This window comes from Streptomyces sp. Inha503 (assembly GCF_047215865.1).
Lineage (GTDB): Bacteria > Actinomycetota > Actinomycetes > Streptomycetales > Streptomycetaceae > Streptomyces > Streptomyces lycopersici.
Genome location: NZ_CP178360.1, coordinates 5,521,425 through 5,538,342, shown reverse-complemented (window position 1 = coordinate 5,538,342; position 16,918 = coordinate 5,521,425). Strand labels below are relative to the sequence as shown.

At 70.2% G+C, this 16,918-nt stretch carries 14 protein-coding genes, 1 tRNA gene and 1 riboswitch; of the genes, 12 read left to right on the top strand and 3 right to left on the bottom strand.

Annotated features, from left to right (window positions below; genetic code table 11):
• The first annotated feature begins 370 nt into the window (after positions 1-370).
• From ACJX2R_RS22715 to ACJX2R_RS22675, 9 genes are all read left to right on the top strand, one after another.
• On the top strand, positions 371-1,648 hold the full coding sequence (locus ACJX2R_RS22715; protein ID WP_413101624.1) for a cytochrome P450 family protein: 1,278 nt from the start codon (positions 371-373) through the stop codon (positions 1,646-1,648).
• Between the two features lie 185 nt (positions 1,649-1,833).
• Positions 1,834-2,832: a transglycosylase family protein gene (locus ACJX2R_RS22710; protein WP_413101623.1), complete on the top strand. Its 999-nt coding sequence runs from the start codon at positions 1,834-1,836 to the stop codon at positions 2,830-2,832.
• 255 nt (positions 2,833-3,087) lie between these two features.
• A riboswitch (cyclic di-AMP (ydaO/yuaA leader) is annotated at positions 3,088-3,255 on the top strand.
• A 6-nt stretch (positions 3,256-3,261) separates the two neighbouring features.
• Complete coding sequence (locus tag ACJX2R_RS22705; protein ID WP_413101622.1) at positions 3,262-3,951, top strand: transglycosylase family protein; 690 nt, start codon at positions 3,262-3,264, stop codon at positions 3,949-3,951.
• Between the two features lie 240 nt (positions 3,952-4,191).
• Entirely contained in the window at positions 4,192-5,472 is a 1,281-nt protein-coding gene (eno, locus tag ACJX2R_RS22700; RefSeq protein WP_020870750.1) for a phosphopyruvate hydratase, read from the top strand.
• Positions 5,473-5,576: 104 nt separating this feature from the next.
• Complete coding sequence (locus ACJX2R_RS22695) at positions 5,577-6,059, top strand: FtsB family cell division protein (protein WP_262698994.1); 483 nt, start codon at positions 5,577-5,579, stop codon at positions 6,057-6,059.
• 69 nt (positions 6,060-6,128) lie between these two features.
• Positions 6,129-6,677 carry a DUF501 domain-containing protein gene (locus ACJX2R_RS22690; RefSeq protein ID WP_262698993.1) on the top strand — a complete coding sequence of 183 codons (549 nt, stop codon included), beginning with the start codon at positions 6,129-6,131 and terminating at the stop codon, positions 6,675-6,677.
• The gene (locus ACJX2R_RS22685; protein ID WP_413101621.1) at positions 6,674-7,633 is read left to right on the top strand and encodes an exopolyphosphatase; all 960 of its coding nucleotides are present in this window, start codon (positions 6,674-6,676) and stop codon (positions 7,631-7,633) included. The genes ACJX2R_RS22690 and ACJX2R_RS22685 overlap by 4 nt, the downstream gene beginning before the upstream one ends.
• A gap of 394 nt (positions 7,634-8,027) precedes the next feature.
• Positions 8,028-9,407: an NAD(P)/FAD-dependent oxidoreductase gene (locus tag ACJX2R_RS22680; RefSeq protein ID WP_262698991.1), complete on the top strand. Its 1,380-nt coding sequence runs from the start codon at positions 8,028-8,030 to the stop codon at positions 9,405-9,407.
• A gap of 234 nt (positions 9,408-9,641) precedes the next feature.
• Entirely contained in the window at positions 9,642-10,955 is a 1,314-nt protein-coding gene (locus ACJX2R_RS22675; RefSeq protein WP_413101620.1) for a class I SAM-dependent methyltransferase, read from the top strand.
• A 111-nt stretch (positions 10,956-11,066) separates the two neighbouring features.
• On the opposite strand, the gene ACJX2R_RS22670 is transcribed toward ACJX2R_RS22675, so the two are convergent.
• Both ACJX2R_RS22670 and ACJX2R_RS22665 read right to left on the bottom strand, forming a co-directional pair.
• Positions 11,067-13,616 (bottom strand): ABC transporter permease, encoded by a 2,550-nt coding sequence (locus ACJX2R_RS22670; RefSeq protein WP_413101619.1) that lies wholly within the window; start codon positions 13,614-13,616, stop codon positions 11,067-11,069.
• A gap of 72 nt (positions 13,617-13,688) precedes the next feature.
• On the bottom strand, positions 13,689-14,462 hold the full coding sequence (locus ACJX2R_RS22665) for an ABC transporter ATP-binding protein (protein ID WP_371105971.1): 774 nt from the start codon (positions 14,460-14,462) through the stop codon (positions 13,689-13,691).
• 411 nt (positions 14,463-14,873) lie between these two features.
• Between ACJX2R_RS22665 and ACJX2R_RS22660 the strand changes: the two genes are divergently transcribed.
• Together ACJX2R_RS22660 and ACJX2R_RS22655 are read left to right on the top strand one after the other, a co-directional pair.
• Positions 14,874-14,956, top strand: a tRNA-Leu gene (locus ACJX2R_RS22660).
• Positions 14,957-15,141: 185 nt separating this feature from the next.
• Entirely contained in the window at positions 15,142-16,038 is an 897-nt protein-coding gene (locus tag ACJX2R_RS22655; RefSeq protein WP_413101618.1) for a Bax inhibitor-1/YccA family membrane protein, read from the top strand.
• A 143-nt stretch (positions 16,039-16,181) separates the two neighbouring features.
• On the opposite strand, the gene ACJX2R_RS22650 is transcribed toward ACJX2R_RS22655, so the two are convergent.
• Positions 16,182-16,412, bottom strand: a complete 231-nt coding sequence (locus ACJX2R_RS22650; RefSeq protein WP_037954490.1) for a DUF4287 domain-containing protein — start codon at positions 16,410-16,412, stop codon at positions 16,182-16,184.
• Between the two features lie 119 nt (positions 16,413-16,531).
• Here ACJX2R_RS22650 and ACJX2R_RS22645 point away from each other — a divergent pair, with 119 nt between their 5' ends.
• Complete coding sequence (locus ACJX2R_RS22645) at positions 16,532-16,879, top strand: hypothetical protein (RefSeq protein ID WP_413101617.1); 348 nt, start codon at positions 16,532-16,534, stop codon at positions 16,877-16,879.
• Positions 16,880-16,918: the final 39 nt, after the last annotated feature.

Sequence of the window (16,918 nt, the reverse complement as noted above, 5' to 3'; positions counted from 1 at the left end):
CGGTGATCGTATCACCGGTATCACTGGGCCCCGTGCATGTGCCCCAGTCCCATTCGTTCACCTGACGTCGTTTCAGCCACACCGCCAGTTCACCGCGTTGACCGACGTCAGAGCATGTCCCGGGGGCTCGTAACGGGGCGGCGCGGGCATCCGCCGAACGGCGGCCCCAGCCATCAGATATCCGGGCATTCGACCCCGGCTGTGTGTGGGTGGTGAAGGGTGTGTGGAGATGAATTGGGAATTCCGCTAGACATTCATCCCGGTCATGACTCTCTTATTCTTTTTGTTCTGCTTATTCCCTTATTTCTCTTGTCTGTGGTTACTTCCGGCGGACCGGGGGAGAGCGGTCCCGCGCCGGTATCGTCGGGGCGTGTCGGAACAGCCCCGTGACAGCTCCGCTCCCACCCTCTTCACCTGGGAGTTCGCCACCGATCCCTACCCCGCGTACGCCTGGCTACGCGACCACGCCCCGGTGCACCGGACCACGCTCCCCAGTGGTGTGGACGCCTGGCTGGTGACCCGTTACGCCGATGCCAGGAGGGCGCTGGCCGATCCCCGGCTCTCGAAGAACCCCCAGCGGCACAGCGCGGCGGCCCATGCCAGGGGCAAGGTGGGCATCCCGGGCGAACGGCGCGCCGAACTGATGACACATCTGCTCAATATCGACCCTCCCGACCACACCCGGCTGCGGCGGCTGGTGTCGAAGGCGTTCACCCCGCGCCGGGTGGCCGCGTTCGCCCCCCGGGTGCGGACCCTCACCGATCAGCTCATCGACGCCTTCGAAGAGAGGGGAGGGGCGGATCTCATCCATGAGTTCGCCTTCCCCCTCCCTATTTACGCCATCTGCGATCTGCTCGGGGTGCCGCGCGAGGACCAGGACGACTTCCGGGACTGGGCCGGCGCGATGATCCGGCACGGCGGCGGCCCGCGCGGCGGAGTGGCCCGCGCCGTGAAGAGGATCCGGGCGTATCTGGGCGAGCTGATCCACCGCAAGCGCCTGGAGCTCGCGGAGCGCGGGGAAGAAGAGGACGGGGAGGATCTGATCTCGGGGCTGATCCGGGCCAGTGACCACGGTGAGCACCTCACCGAGAACGAGGCCGCGGCCATGGCCTTCATCCTTCTCTTCGCCGGCTTCGAGACGACCGTCAATCTCATCGGCAACGGCGTCTACGCGCTGCTGCGCCATCCGGAGCAGCGCGCCCTCATGCAGCGGGCCCTGGAAGAAGGGGACGAGCGGCTGCTCGCCGCCGGGGTCGAGGAACTGCTCCGCTACGACGGACCCGTGGAGATCGCCACCTGGCGGTTCGCCACCGAGCCGGTCACCCTCGCCGGGCAGCGCATCGCCGAGGGGGAGCCGGTGCTGGTGGTGCTCGCCGCGGCCGACCGGGACCCCGAGCGGTTCGCGGAGCCGGACGTCCTCGATCTCACCCGCCGGGACAACCAGCACCTCGGCTACGGCCACGGCATCCATTACTGTCTGGGTGCCCCGCTGGCCCGGCTGGAGGCCCAGACCGCGATCGCCACCCTGCTGCGACGGCTGCCCGGGCTGCGGCTCGCGGAGGATCCGGACGATCTGCGGTGGCGTGGCGGGCTCATCATGCGCGGGCTGCGCACGCTCCCGGTGACCTGGAATTCCGCGGACGGCTGAGCCCCGCGAAACGGGCGGCCGAGACCTCCAAGGCCCCTACGGGCGGACATACGTGACGAATGATCAGCCGTGTGACCTCGGCGTGACCTCGGATACATCGCCTTGTGATGATCGAGTGCCCTCGCTATGTTCACCGGCAAACCTTGTCGCCTCAGGGCCATAGCGCCATAGGAGAGGTCAATCGCATGCGTTCCGGTAATGGTCGACACCGTCGCCCCCGCCAGGCTCCGGCCATCATCGTCGCGGCGGGGGTGACGGGGGCGGGCCTCGCCATGCCCCTCTTCGGGGCGACCGGCGCACAGGCCGCCCAGACCGCCACATGGGATCACGTCGCCGAGTGCGAGAGCGGCGGTATGTGGAGCGCCAACGAGGGCAACGGCTTCTACGGCGGGCTCCAGCTGACCCTCGACATGTGGAAGAAGTACGGCGGCACGGAGTACGCCCCGCGCCCCGACCTCGCCAGCCGCTCCCAGCAGATATCCGTCGCCGAGGCGATCCTCGGCGACCGCGGCCCCGACGCCTGGCCGAGCTGTGCGCTGGGCGCCGGGCTCACCGACGGCGGCGGCGCCCCCGATGTGGACCCCGGCAGCACGGCCACCCCGGACCCGGGGACGGGCCGCGGCGGGGACGGCCAGGGGGACCGGGGACGGGACGGCTCCTCCTCGGACGCGGACCGTTCGGGGACGTCGGACAGCGCCGACAAGCCGGACGCGCCGGACGCCTCCGGGTCGGCCGAGGAGCCGGAGGCGCCCCACACCTCGAAGTCCCCCGACGGCCTCGACGGCTCCGCTTCGGACGACCCGGCGGCGGACGACCCGGACTCGGACGGCCCCTCGCGCTCGGACGGTCCCTCGGCGTCGGACGGCTCCAAGACCCCCTCGGCGGACCCCTCCGGCCGCCACCGCGGCTCCCCGGACGCCGGGGAGCGGGCCGACGACGGCGACGCGGGGAGCGCACGGCCCTCCGGGCGCCATGCCTCGCGCGGCGCCTCGGACCGGGACGAGGGGGCCACGGACGACGATTACACTGTTCGCCCCGGTGACAACCTGTCAGGGATCGCCGAGCACCAGAATGTGGCCCGCGGTTGGGAAGGGCTCTACGAAACCAACGAGGACCTCATCGGGGTCGACCCCGATCTGATCATTCCTGGTCAGCGACTTGACCTCACCATCAGGGAGCAGTGATTCGGGGGGAATTGCCCGATCTGGACCCGGTGAGACATACATCTCGTCACATTTTCCGGGGCGCACCTCGTGTCCGATCCCTCCTCACCCGGCCCCACCTGCGCCGATGTGGGCCGGGTGAGATCAATTACGGCCCCAATCGCTGCCCTTGGGGTGTTTGAACGTTCTTGGAAGGTGTGTTTAACGTCTTTCCGCTCGCCACCGCGGGCACCGTCGATCGTCACGCCGAATCCTGCCGGCGGTCGGGGGGAAACCGACGCGTCAGCGCCGAAGGCAGGAGCGGGGGACCCAAGGTAGGTGCCGAGTGGCCTGTGGATACGGGCTCGTCGGCTAGGGGTGAAGCCGGGAGCGACCATCGCGACCGGCCGGGCAACTCACGTCCGAACCCGACAGCTCACCTCGTAGGCGTCGGTGAGGAAACGAACCAAAATGCTCAAGTCCAACGGGAAGCACCGCCGCCCCTCCAAGGCCACCCGTATCGCCGCGCTCACCGGTCTCGCCGGTGCCGCCGTGGCGGCACCGCTCATCGGGGCGACCTCCGCCTCCGCGGCCACCACCTCGCAGTGGGACCAGGTCGCGCAGTGCGAGTCCGGTGGCAACTGGTCCATCAACACCGGCAACGGCTACTTCGGCGGCTTGCAGTTCTCGAGCTCCACCTGGGCCGCCTACGGCGGCACGGCCTACGCCCCCACCGCGGACAAGGCCAGCAAGGCCCAGCAGATCCAGATCGCCGAGAAGGTCCTGGGCAGCCAGGGCAAGGGCGCCTGGCCGGTCTGCGGCAAGGGTCTGACCTCCGGCGGCAGCCCGTCCGCCCCGTCCACGCCCTCCGGCTCGCAGGGCCAGTCCTCGGCGACCACCGAGTCGGCCCCGGCCGCACAGCCGAAGGCCCAGCCGAAGGCGCAGCCGCACGCCGCGCCGGAGCGCGCCGCGCGGCACCAGACCCGTGGCCCGATCAAGAAGGGTGACGGCGAGTACAAGGTCAAGTCCGGCGACACCCTCGGCAAGATCGCCAAGGCCCACGACGTCAAGGGCGGCTGGAAGAAGCTCTTCGAGCTGAACAAGGACATCGTGGAGCAGGCCGACCTGATCTTCCCGGGCCAGCAGCTGCACCTCCGCTGAGCCACGGCCAAGGCCACGGTCACGGTGGCCGGCCCCCGAGAACGAGCCCCGGCCGGGCGTGCCGCCCCTATGGCGCGCCCCGCCGGGGCTTTCCCAATGCGTGCGAAATCAGGATTTCTGATCCAGAATCTGGCTTTTTGTGTCACGCCCCTGTCTCGTGGGGCGGGCGAACGCGGGGCGCAGCCCTCCCGGCCCGTTAGGCTCGTGCTGCTACCGCAGACCCATACGAAGGAGAACCTCGTGCCGTCCATCGACGTCGTCGTAGCTCGCGAGATCCTCGACTCGCGAGGCAACCCAACGGTCGAGGTCGAGGTTGGCCTCGACGACGGCAGCACCGGCCGTGCCGCCGTGCCGTCCGGCGCCTCCACCGGCGCCTTCGAGGCCCTCGAGCTCCGTGACGGCGACAAGAACCGCTACAACGGCAAGGGCGTGGAGAAGGCCGTCCTCGCCGTGATCGAGCAGATCGGCCCCGAGCTGGTCGGCTATGACGCCACCGAGCAGCGGCTGATCGACCAGGCGATGTTCGACCTGGACGCCACTCCGGACAAGTCCTCGCTCGGTGCCAACGCGATCCTGGGTGTCTCCCTCGCCGTCGCGCACGCCGCCTCCGAGGCGTCCGACCTCCCCCTCTTCCGTTACCTCGGCGGCCCGAACGCCCATCTGCTGCCGGTGCCGATGATGAACATCCTCAACGGCGGGTCGCACGCCGACTCCAATGTGGACATCCAGGAGTTCATGATCGCCCCCGTGGGCGCGGAGTCCTTCTCCGAGGCCCTGCGCTGGGGCGCCGAGGTGTACCACACCCTGAAGTCCGTGCTGAAGGAGCGCGGCCTGTCCACCGGCCTCGGCGACGAGGGCGGCTTCGCGCCGAACCTCGGCTCCAACCGCGAGGCCCTCGACCTGATCCTCGAGGCGGTCAAGAAGGCCGGCTACCAGCCGGGCCAGGACATCGCGCTCGCGCTGGACGTCGCCGCCTCCGAGTTCTACAAGGACGGCACGTACCAGTTCGAGGGCCAGTCCCGCTCCGCCGCCGAGATGACCTCGTACTACGCCGAGCTGGTCGCCGCGTACCCACTGGTCTCCATCGAGGACCCGCTGAACGAGGAGGACTGGGACGGCTGGAAGACCATCACCGAGCAGCTCGGCGACAAGGTCCAGTTGGTCGGCGACGACCTCTTCGTCACCAACCCCGAGCGGCTCTCCCGCGGCATCGACAGCGACACCGCGAACGCCCTGCTGGTCAAGGTCAACCAGATCGGCTCGCTGACCGAGACCCTCGACGCGGTCGAGCTGGCCCAGCGCAACGGCTACAAGTGCATGATGTCGCACCGCTCCGGTGAGACCGAGGACGTCACCATCGCCGACCTGGCCGTCGCCACCAACTGCGGCCAGATCAAGACCGGCGCCCCGGCCCGCTCCGAGCGGGTGGCCAAGTACAACCAGCTGCTGCGCATCGAGGAGATCCTCGACGACGCCGCGGTGTACGCGGGCCGTTCCGCCTTCCCGCGCTTCAAGGGCTGAGCGGACACGTCTGACGCCTGTCCCCGGCCGCGGTCCCGTACCGTGGCCGGGGACGGCGTCGCTCGACGGCGTTACCCAAGCGAAGCCATCACCGGGGAGGCGACGTGCCGGCGGATCGGGAACGGTTCTCCACCGCGACCAGGCTCAGGGCGCTCGGCGAGCACGCCGCCGCCCGGGTCTACCGCGTGCGCACCAAGCGCCGCCGCGGTCGGCTGACCGGCCGGGCCGCCCTGCTCGCGCTGGTCGTCTGCTCCCTCGTCGTGGCGCTCGCCTATCCGATGCGGCAGTACATCTCCCAGCGCTCCGACATCGCCGAGCAGCGGCACGAGGCCCAGCGGGCCCGCGAGGACGTGAAGAAGCTGCGGGAGCGGAAGGCCCGGCTGCGCGACCCCGCCTACACCGAGCAGCAGGCCCGGGAGCGGCTGCACTTCCTGATGCCGGGGGAGACCGGCTACAGCGTGGTGGACGGCGGCGGCTCCACCGAGCGCTCCACCGACCAGGGCGCGGCCGGCCGCCCCTGGTACACCAACCTCTGGGACGCCGTGGACACGGCGGACGCGGCGGGGGCGGGCAGCGCGCGCCGCTGAGGCGCCGCGCTCCGGCCGCCGGCCGCACCCGGTGACTATTCGAAACGAAGAAGAAGAAGTTTCCCACTCATGGATACGCCCCCGCCCCAGACGGAGCCCACCGCGCCCACCGACGCGGACATCCACGCCGTACGGGAGCAGCTGAACCGCGTGCCCCGGGGTCTGCGTGCGATCGCGCACCGCTGCCCCTGCGGCAATCCGGACGTCGTGGAGACCGCGCCGCGGCTCGAGGACGGTACGCCCTTCCCCACCCTCTACTACCTGACCTGTCCGCGCGCCGCGTCCGCGATCGGCACGCTGGAGGCCGAGGGCGTGATGAAGGAGATGACGGCCCGGCTGGGCACCGACCCCGAGCTGGCCGCCGCCTACCGCGCCGCCCACGAGGACTACATCGCGCGCCGCGACGCCGTCGAGGTGCTCCAGGGCTTCCCCAGCGCGGGCGGGATGCCGGACCGGGTGAAGTGTCTGCATGTGCTGGTGGCCCACTCCCTCGCGGCCGGCCCCGGGGTCAATCCGCTGGGGGACGAGGCGATCGCGATGTTGCCGGAGTGGTGGCGCAAGGGCCCGTGTGTGAGCCCCTGCGGGACCGGGGCCCCGGGCCGGGAGGAGAGCGCATGACCCGCGTCGCCGCCGTGGACTGCGGCACCAACTCGATCCGGCTGCTGGTGGCGGACGCCGATCCGGCCACCGGGGAGCTGACCGAGCTCGACCGCCGGATGAAGATCGTCCGGCTGGGCCAGGGCGTGGACCGCACCGGCCGGCTCGCCCCCGAGGCGCTGGAGCGCACCTTCGCCGCCTGCCGCGAGTACGCGGAGGTCGTGCGTGAGCTGGGCGCCGAACACGTCCGCTTCGTGGCCACCTCCGCCTCCCGGGACGCCGAGAACCGCGCGGAGTTCGTGCGCGGGGTCGTGGAGATCCTGGGCGTGGAGCCCGAGGTGATCACCGGGGACCAGGAGGCGGAGTTCTCCTTCACCGGGGCCACCAAGGAGCTCACCGGCCATGACCGGATGGCCGGTCCGTATCTGGTGGTGGACATCGGCGGCGGTTCGACGGAGTTCGTCGAGGGCGGCGACGGGGTGCGGGCGGCCCGCAGCGTGGACATCGGCTGCGTCCGGCTGACCGAGCGCCATCTGGTGGTGGACGGCCGCATCTCTGATCCCCCGACGGAGGATCAGATCGCCGCCATAAGGGCCGATGTGGAGCGGGCGCTCGACCTGGCCGAGCGCACCGTGCCGCTCGGCCGCGCCTGCCGTCCCGCGGACGGCCACGTGCTGGTCGGTCTTGCCGGTTCGGTCACCACCGTGGCCGGGATCGCGCTGGGTCTGAAGGAGTACGACCCCTCCGCGATCCATCACTCCCGGATCACCCTCGGCCAGGTCCGCGAGATCACGGGCCGGTTGCTCGGCTCCAGCCACGCCGAGCGGGCGGAGATCCCGGTGATGCATCCGGGGCGGATCGACGTGATCGGGGCGGGGGCGCTCATCCTGCTTTCGATCATGGAAAGGACCGGCGCCGAGGAGGTCGTGGTGAGTGAACATGACATCCTTGACGGGCTCGCCTGGAGCATCGCCTGAGCGGCCGGGACAACGTATGAGCGGCCGCGGAACCCCCTTCGAGGGCCTTCCGCGAGCCGCCTCCGAGAAAGTTCGTGAAACTCTTCACATGAAAAAGGCGCCTGGTGGCCGCCCGATGCGGCGCTCTGGGGCGGTTTCGGCGGCCGGGCCCCGTAACTGACCGGATCGTGAGGTGTCAGGGCGGTGTTCGGTGTCCCCGTGCGGACCGTCTGGTCTACTCCCGCGTTCAGTCACAAGCCCTGCTCAGAGGGGTGGGAACGTTCCGTTCCAGTCAGTGGTTCCGCTCTGCCGGTATGGCGTCCATCACGGGGGCGGCGGAGTGTAGCAGATGCTCCCACCATGCTTGTGAAGGGGCTCACGAGGTCCCCCCCAAGGGGTGCTGGATACTCGAAACATGAGCACCACGGAGCGTCCCAGGATCCTCGTTGTAGGCGGTGGGTACGTTGGCTTGTACGCGGCGCGCCGCATTCTGAAGAAGATGCGGTACGGCGAGGCGACCGTCACGGTCGTCGACCCTCGCTCGTACATGACGTACCAGCCCTTCCTCCCCGAAGCTGCGGCCGGCAGCATCTCCCCGCGCCACGTCGTGGTCCCGCTGCGGCGCGTGCTCCCCAAGGCGGAGGTCCTCACCGGCCGAGTGTCGACCATCGACCAGGACCGCAAGGTCGCCGTCATCCAGCCGCTCGTCGGTGAGACGTACGAGCTGCCCTTCGACTACCTGGTCGTCGCCCTCGGCGCGGTCTCCCGCACCTTCCCGATCCCCGGTCTCGCGGAGAACGGCATCGGTATGAAGGGCATAGAGGAGGCCATCGGCCTGCGCAACCACGTCCTCGAGCAGCTCGACAAGGCCGACTCCACCACGGACGAGGAGATCCGCCGCAAGGCGCTCACCTTCGTCTTCGTCGGCGGTGGCTTCGCCGGCGCGGAGACCATCGGCGAGGTCGAGGACATGGCCCGTGACGCGGCCAAGTACTACCCGAACGTCAAGCGCGAGGACATGCGCTTCGTCCTCGTCGACGCCGCGGACAAGATCCTCCCCGAGGTCGGCCCGAAGCTGGGCAAGTGGGGTCTGGAGCACCTCCAGAAGCGCGGTATCGAGGTCTACCTCGAGACCTCGATGAACTCCTGCGTCGACGGCCATGTCGTCCTCAAGAACGGCCTCGAGGTCGACTCCAACACCATCGTGTGGACCGCGGGCGTCAAGCCCAACCCGGCGCTGGCCCGGTTCGGCATCCCGCTCGGCCCGCGCGGCCATGTGGACACCGCCCCGACCCTCCAGGTCCAGGGCAGCGACTACATCTGGGCCGCCGGTGACAACGCCCAGGTTCCGGACCTCGCCACCGGTGAGGGCGCCTGGTGCCCGCCGAACGCCCAGCACGCGCTGCGCCAGGCCAAGGTCCTCGGTGACAACGTGATCTCCGGTATGCGGGGCTTCCCGCAGAAGGAGTACAAGCACGCCAACAAGGGCGCCGTCGCGGGACTGGGCCTCCACAAGGGCGTCGCGATGATCGTCTTCGGCAAGATGAAGATCAAGCTGAAGGGCCGCCTGGCCTGGTACATGCACCGTGGCTACCACGGCATGGCCATGCCGACCTTCAACCGCAAGATCCGGGTGCTCGCCGACTGGACGCTGGGGATGTTCCTCAAGCGCGAGGTCGTCTCGCTCGGCGCCATCGAGAACCCCCGCGAGGAGTTCTACGAGGCCGCCTCCCCGGTCAGCGCCGCCACCGCGGCCAAGCCGGCGGCCCCGGCCGAGAAGGCCAAGGCGTCCTGACCCATACGGGCCCGACCGGCCCGGCCATACGGGCCCGGCCCGTACGACTGAACGCCGAGGGCGTCCGCCATCCGTGGGGCGGACGCCCTTACGTCTGCCCTCGGACGCCCTCCGATGGCCCGCTTTTTGAAGCTGTTTTGCCGATTCCAGACGTGTCGGCGGGACTGTACGGCGGGTTCCATGGTGTTTACGTGGTGAGTGAATCTTCCTGAGTCGCCATCACGGAGGTGCGAAATGGCCGACGCCGCTGGGCGGATCGCCACCCTGGCCGAGGAGGTGCTGGGAGCCCCCCTCCCGATCCGCGTCCGCGCCTGGGACCACAGCGAGACCGGTCCACCCGGCGCCCCCACTCTGGTCATCCGGCGCCGCCGGGCGCTGCGCAGGATCCTGTGGCGGCCGGGCGAGCTGGGCCTGGCCCGCGCCTGGGTCGCCGGGGACCTCGATGTCGAGGGCGATCTGTACGAGGCACTGGACCGGCTGTCCGGACTGCTGTGGGAGCGCGGCCCCGCGACCGCGCCGCGGTCCCGGCTCCGCACCGGACTCCAGGCGCTGCGCGACCCCCGGCTGCGCACCGCCGCCCGGGACATGATCGCGCTCGCCGGGCCGGGCCTGCCGCCGCCCCCGCCGCGCGAGGAGGCCCGGACCAGCCTCGGTTCGCTGCACTCCCTGCGCCGCGACCGCAAGGCCATCAGCCACCACTACGACGTCGGCAACGACTTCTACGAGCTGGTGCTCGGTCCCTCGATGGTCTACTCCTGCGCCTACTGGGACCGGGCGGACTCCACGCTGGAGGAGGCCCAGCGCGCCAAGCTGGACCTGGTCTGCCGCAAGCTGGCCCTGGAGCCCGGCCAGCGGCTGCTGGACGTGGGGTGCGGCTGGGGCTCGATGGTGCTGCACGCGGCGCGCGAGTACGGGGTGCGCGCCGTCGGCGTCACGCTCTCCGAGGAGCAGGCGGCGTACGCCCGTAAGCGCATCGCGGACGCCGGGCTCACCGACCAGGTGGAGATCCGGGTCCAGGACTACCGCGAGGTCCCGGACGGCCCCTACGACGCCATCTCCTCGATCGGCATGGCCGAACACGTGGGCGCCGTGCGGTACGCCGAGTACACCGCCATCCTGCACCGGCTGCTGCGGCCCGGCGGGCGGCTGCTCAACCACCAGATCGCCCGGCGCCCCCAGCCGGACGAAGAGGCGTACCACGTGGACGAGTTCATCGACCGCTATGTCTTCCCCGACGGTGAGCTCGCCCCGGTCGGCCGGACCGTGGCCCAGCTGGAGGAGGCGGGCTTCGAGGTGCGCGACGTGGAGGCCATCCGCGAGCACTACGCGCTCACGCTGCGCCGCTGGGTCGCCAACCTGGAGCGGTCCTGGCCCCGGGCCGTGCGGCTGACCTCCCCGGGCCGGGCCCGGGTCTGGCGGCTCTACATGGCGGCCTCCGCCCTCTCCTTCGAGCGCAACCGGATCGGGGTCAACCAGGTCCTCGCCGTGCGCACCCCCGAGGGCGGGGCCTCGGGGCTTCCGCTGCGGGCCCGCGACTGGCGCGGCTGAGGGCGGCGGAAGGCGGCTGGAACCGGCCACCACGCGGACGTCCCCGCCCGCCCCGGAGAGGGGCGGACGGGGACGTCCCGTGTCCGGCTCGCCGCCGTGCGGCTCGCTCGGCTACTCGGCCTTGATGGCGGCCAGCATGTTGAGCTTGGAGGCCCGCCGGGCCGGCCACAGCGCCGCGATGACGCCCACCAAGGCGGCCATCAGCAGGAACAGACCCATCCGGGGCCACGGAAGCACCAGCTCGTAGCTCGGCAGCTCGGTGGCGATCAGCTCACCGGCCGCCCAGCCGAAGAAGACGCCGAGGCCGAGGCCGAGCACCCCGCCGAAGAGCGAGATGACCAGCGACTCCAGCCGGACCATCCGCTTGATGCCGCCCCGGTCCAGGCCGATCGCCCGCAGCATGCCGATCTCCTTGGACCGCTCGAAGACCGACATGGCCAGGGTGTTGATGACACCGAGCACGGCCACGATCACGGCCATGGCGAGCAGCCCGTAGAGCATGTTCAGCATCAGGGTGAAGGCGCTGGCGATCTCGTCGGAGGTGTCCTGCTTGTTCTGGATCTTGATCGCCGGGTTGTCGCCGAGCGTCTTCTTCAGCAGGTCCTTGTTGTTCTCCGTGGCGCCGCCCTTGGTCTTCAGCATCACCTGGAAGTCCGCGACGGTGGTCATGTGCGGGGTGACCACGGCGCTGTCGACCATGACGCCGCGGATCATCTGGTTGCCCTCGTAGACACCGCCCACGGTCAGCTTGCCGGCGCGGCCGTCCTCGTAGGTCACCGGGATGGTGGAGCCGACCTTCCAGTGGTGCTCATCGGCGATCTTGTCGTCGATGAGGGCCTTGGTGCCCCCGAGCGCGGCGAACGAGCCCTCGGTGAAGTCCACCTTCACCAGGTCCTTGATGGCCTTCGGGTCGACGCCCGTCAGGGAGTCGGTGTCGCCGGCGACCCGGGCCGGGGAGGAGCGCAGCGGGCTGATCGTGGTGACCTCGGGCAGCTTCGCCAGGGTCTTGGACACCTCGGGCGACAGCGGCCGCCCGCCGGTCCCGCCGCCCCCGCCCATGCTGACGACGTAGTCGGACCTCAGCCCGTCGGCCGCCATCTTGTCGATCCCCTTCTGCATGGATCCGGCGATCACCGTCATGCCGGTGATCAGGGTGAGACCCACCATCAGGGCGGAGGCGGTGGCGGCGGTGCGGCGCGGGTTGCGCACCGCGTTCTGCCGGGCCAGCTTGCCGGGCATCCCGAAGATCCGCAGCACCGGGGAGGCGGCCGCGATCAGCGGCCGGGACAGCAGCGGGGTGAGCACGAAGACGCCGATCACCAGGACGGCCGCGCCGAGCGCCATCGGGCCCTGGCCGTCGCCGCCCATGCCCGCACCGGAGACCACCAGCGCGGCACCGGCCGCGGCGAGGATCGCGCCGATGGTGTTGCGGACCACCAGACCGCGGGTGGTCGGCGCGGCGTGCACGCTGTTCATCGCGGCGACCGGCGGGATCTTGGCGGCGCGGCGGCCGGGCAGCCAGGCGGAGAGCACGGTCACCACGACGCCCACGACCACCGAGGCCAGCACCGTGGTCGGCGCGACGATCAGCGGACCGTCCGGGACGTTGGCCCCGGTGGAGTTGAGCACCGAGCGCAGCACGGCGCCGATGCCGACACCGGCGGCGAGACCCACCACGGCCGCGACGGCGCCCACGACGGTGGCCTCGATCAGCACCGAGCGGGTGACCTGACGGCGGGTCGCACCGACCGCGCGCATCAGGGCGAGCTCCTTGGTGCGCTGGGCGACCAGCATGGTGAAGGTGTTGACGATGATGAAGATGCCGACGAAGAGCGCGATACCGGCGAACACCAGCATCGCGGTCTGCATGCTGCTCATGCCCTCTTCGATCGCCTTGGCCTGGTCCTTGGCGAGCTTCTTGGCGGTGGTGGCCTCGGCCTGCTCGGGCAGGATCTTGTCGACCGACGACTTCAGGGTGGACTGCGAGGTGCCCGCGGCGGCCTTCACATCGATCTCGTCGAACTGTCCGGGCTTGCCGAACAGCCTCTGCGCGGTGGCCGTGTCGTACAGCGCGAGGGTGCCGCCCGCGGCGACATTGCCGTCGTCGGTGGTGAAGACGCCGACGACCTTCTCGGTGCGCACCGGCCCGTCGACGGAGACCCGGATGGAGTCCCCGGCCTTGTAGTGGCCGCGCTCGGCGGTCCTGGTGTCGAGCGCGATCTCACCCGCGGCCCTGGGGGCGCGGCCCTCGGTCATGTTGTACCGGGGGTCCTTGCCGTCGGCGCCCGGGTAGTAGTTGCCGCCGAGGTTGGAGAAGCCGCCGCCGAGCAGGTCGCCCTTCTTGTCGGCGAGGGAGGAGGAGCCCTTCACCACACCGTAGGCGGAGGCGGCGCCGGGCACCTTGGCCGCCTGGTCCAGCAGCCGCTGGCTCAGCCTGGGCGCGTCACCGGGGTTGGCGGAGTCGTCGTCCTTCTTGTCGGGGGTGATGGCGACGTCGACGCCCTTGAAGCCCTTCTGGGAGCTCTTCTGGTAGGCGTCGGAGATGGTGTTGGTGAAGACCAGGGTGCCGGCGACGAAGGCCACGCCGAGCATCACGGCGAGCACGGTCATCAGCAACCGGGCCTTGTGCGCAAGCACATTGCGCAGGGCTGTACGGAGCATGAGGTGTCAGTCCTGAAGGGGTGGAGTGGGGGAGTGCGAGGCGGCGTGCTTTGTACGGGCGCGCGCCCCGCGTCAGCTCGTGCGGCCCTTGGCGTCGAAGCGCTTCATGCGGTCCAGCACCGAGTCGGCGGTGGGGTTCCGCAACTCGTCCACGATCCGGCCGTCGGCGAGGAAGACCACCCGATCGGAGTAGGACGCGGCGGCCGGGTCATGGGTCACCATCACGATCGTCTGGCCCAGCTCCCGCACCGAGTTGCGGAGGAAGCCCAGGACCTCGGCGCCGGAGCGGGAGTCCAGGTTGCCGGTCGGCTCGTCGGCGAAGATGATCTCCGGCTGGCCGGCCAGGGCGCGGGCCACGGCGACGCGCTGCTGCTGACCACCCGACAGCTGGTTGGGGCGGTGCTTGAGCCGCCCGGCCAGACCGACCGTGGCCACCACCTGGTCCAGCCACGCCTGGTCGGCCTTGCGGCCCGCGATGTCCATCGGGAGGGTGATGTTCTCCAGCGCGTTCAGCGTCGGCAGCAGGTTGAACGCCTGGAAGATGAAGCCGATCTTGTCGCGGCGCAGCTGGGTGAGCTTCTTGTCCTTGAGCGTGGTCAGTTCGACGTCGCCGATCCGGGCCGAGCCGCTGGAGATGGTGTCGAGACCCGCCATGCAGTGCATCAGCGTGGACTTGCCGGAGCCGGAGGGGCCCATGATCGCGGTGAACTCGGCCTGGCGGAACTCGACGGAGACCGAATCCAGGGCGATGACCTGGGTCTCGCCCTCGCCGTAGACCTTGCTCAGGTCCGTGGCGCGGGCGGCCGCGCCGGTGGAGCGGGCGGTGGTTTTGACGCCGAGGGGCATGGTGGTCACGGTGAATGACTCCTGTCGTGCTCTGCGGGAGTGGGCGGGACGTCACCCCATGGTTCCGGTTGTGAAGGGGAACGGGATCAGCCCGTGCTCCCGTTCTCGTGGGGGTCTCGCGATGTAGCTGGTGCCGGGGGAGTCCTCCTTGAGGAGGAGAGGGCGCCCCGTCCGCGGCGTCGAGATTGCGTCAATCCCCAGTTAATGCGGGTTCAGGGCATATCGGCAGGTCCAATGGCCGTCGGCATCTTTGGGTACCCCGCCCCGCTGCTGATGCACCCTCAGTTGCCAATAAAATAAGACAACCTCGGGTCGAGGATTCACTGTGCGGGGGCATGTCCCCGGATAGGCTCGTGCTGCTCTCTTCAGGGGAGGGCCGTATGCGCACCGTGCGGCCCAGGGGGAACCGCTGCCCGGATGGTGGAATGCAGACACGGCGAGCTTAAACCTCGCTGCCCCTCGCGGGCGTACCGGTTCAAGTCCGGTTCCGGGCACCTTCAGATCCGGTGGGCGCACTCAGCGTGTGTGGATGGTCGCCCCAAGTGCGTGCGCGGGGCCCGCAGGGGCCTCGCGCTGCCTCTTCCTGCGTGAAAAGATCCTCCTTGGGCACTAGGGTGCTTTCTTTGCTTACCCATTACTCTTGAGTCAAGGTCGCGCCCGGCGGCCACGGAGGAGTGAGATGAGGAGCAGCAACCCGGTCTTCTCGCGACGGGGGTTCAGCCGCAGCGGCGGCTACGCCGGTTTCGGCGCGGCGCCGCAGGCCGGGAGTCCCGCCGCCGGTCAGGCCAACCCGTACGCGGGCGGTAACCCGTACGCGCAGACACAGGCGCCCACGAACCCCTATGCGGCGGGCGACCAGCAGAATCTGACCCCCGAACAGCTACAGCAGATGTACGGCGCGCCGCCGGCGGGCCCGCCGCAAACCGGCCGGATGACGATGGACGACGTCGTCATGCGCACCGGTATGACCCTCGGCACCGTCATCGTCGCCGCCGCGGTCGCGTGGATCGCGCAGCTTCCGGTGGGCGTGGGCTTCGGTGCCGCGCTCGTGGCGCTGGTGCTCGGCCTCGTCCAGTCGTTCAAGCGCACGGCCTCGCCCGCGCTGATCCTGGGTTACGCCCTCTTCGAGGGCCTCTTCCTCGGCGTCATCAGCCAGGTGTACAACGATCGCTGGTCCGGCATCCCGATGCAGGCCGTGCTCGGCACGATGGCCGTGTTCGTCGGTGTGCTCGTCGCGTACAAGACCCGGCTCATCCGGGTGAACGCGCGATTCCAGCGCTTTGTGCTCGCCGCCGCCATCGGCTTCATCCTGCTGATGGCGGTCAACCTGCTGTTCGCCGCCTTCGGCGGCGGGGACGGTCTCGGCTTCCGCAGCGGTGGCCTCGGCATCGTCTTCGGCCTCGTCGGCGTCGTGCTCGGCGCGGCGTTCCTGGCGATGGACTTCAAGCAGGTCGAGGACGGCGTCCGGTACGGCGCTCCGCGCGAGGAGTCCTGGCTGGCCGCCTTCGGGCTGACGCTCTCGCTGGTGTGGATCTACCTGGAGCTGCTCCGGCTGATCTCGATCTTCAGGGATTAGCCCTGAGCGTCGCGTACGTCGACGTCACCTAGCGCGTAGAAGGGCCCGCGGAGGGGAAGACCTCCGCGGGCCCTTCTTGCTATGCGGCTTAAGCCGCTCCGTTCGGTGGGTCTGTCATACACGCTTCTGCCTCCGGGCAGCGGCTACAGCAGCTTGCGTGCCGCACGCCTCAAGTCGTGTTCATGGATGATGGCCTTCGCATGGCCGTAGGCGAGCTGGTGCTCGCCGCGCAGCCAGCTGACCTTCTCCTCGAATCGGAAGAAAGCGGGGCCCTCGTCGACCGTGCGCAGCCAGTCGGCGACTTCACGGCCCGTGCACTGGGGGATGCGGGAGAGTAGGTTCCGGTGAGTCTCGTCGGAGAAGATTTGGGACATCGGCGCCTCCGGACGCTTCCATGCCGGACCCGGGTCGCTGGCCCGGGTTTCCTTCAGCTCACCGTGCCTGAGTGTTCGCCCGTTGGCAACAGTCCCTCAGTGGCGCATACGCTCGGAGCGTGGATGATGTCTCCCCCCTCCTGGCCGCCGTCGACCGGCTCGCCGACCGGTTGCGCGCCCTTCCGCAGTCCCGGCTGCGCGCGGGCGCGGCCGCCGAAGGACTGGCCCTGGCTAGGGAATTGTCGGTGCGCGCCCAGCGGCTCGAGGAGCCGGGAACCCCGCCGCGGATCATGCCGGACGCGGGGCTGTTCGTGGTCGCCGACCAGGTGGCGGTGGCCGGGCATGACTTGGTGCACGCGCTGGAGCGTGCGCCGGGGGGCGCCGGGGGCGGCGATGCGGCGCGGGGGGTGGGGGCCGCCGAGGCGGTGGCGCTCGTGGCGGAGGCGGCGGGGCGCTGCGGCGTCTGAGCGCCGCTTACCGTGAGTTACGGCGAGGTGATGACGCGG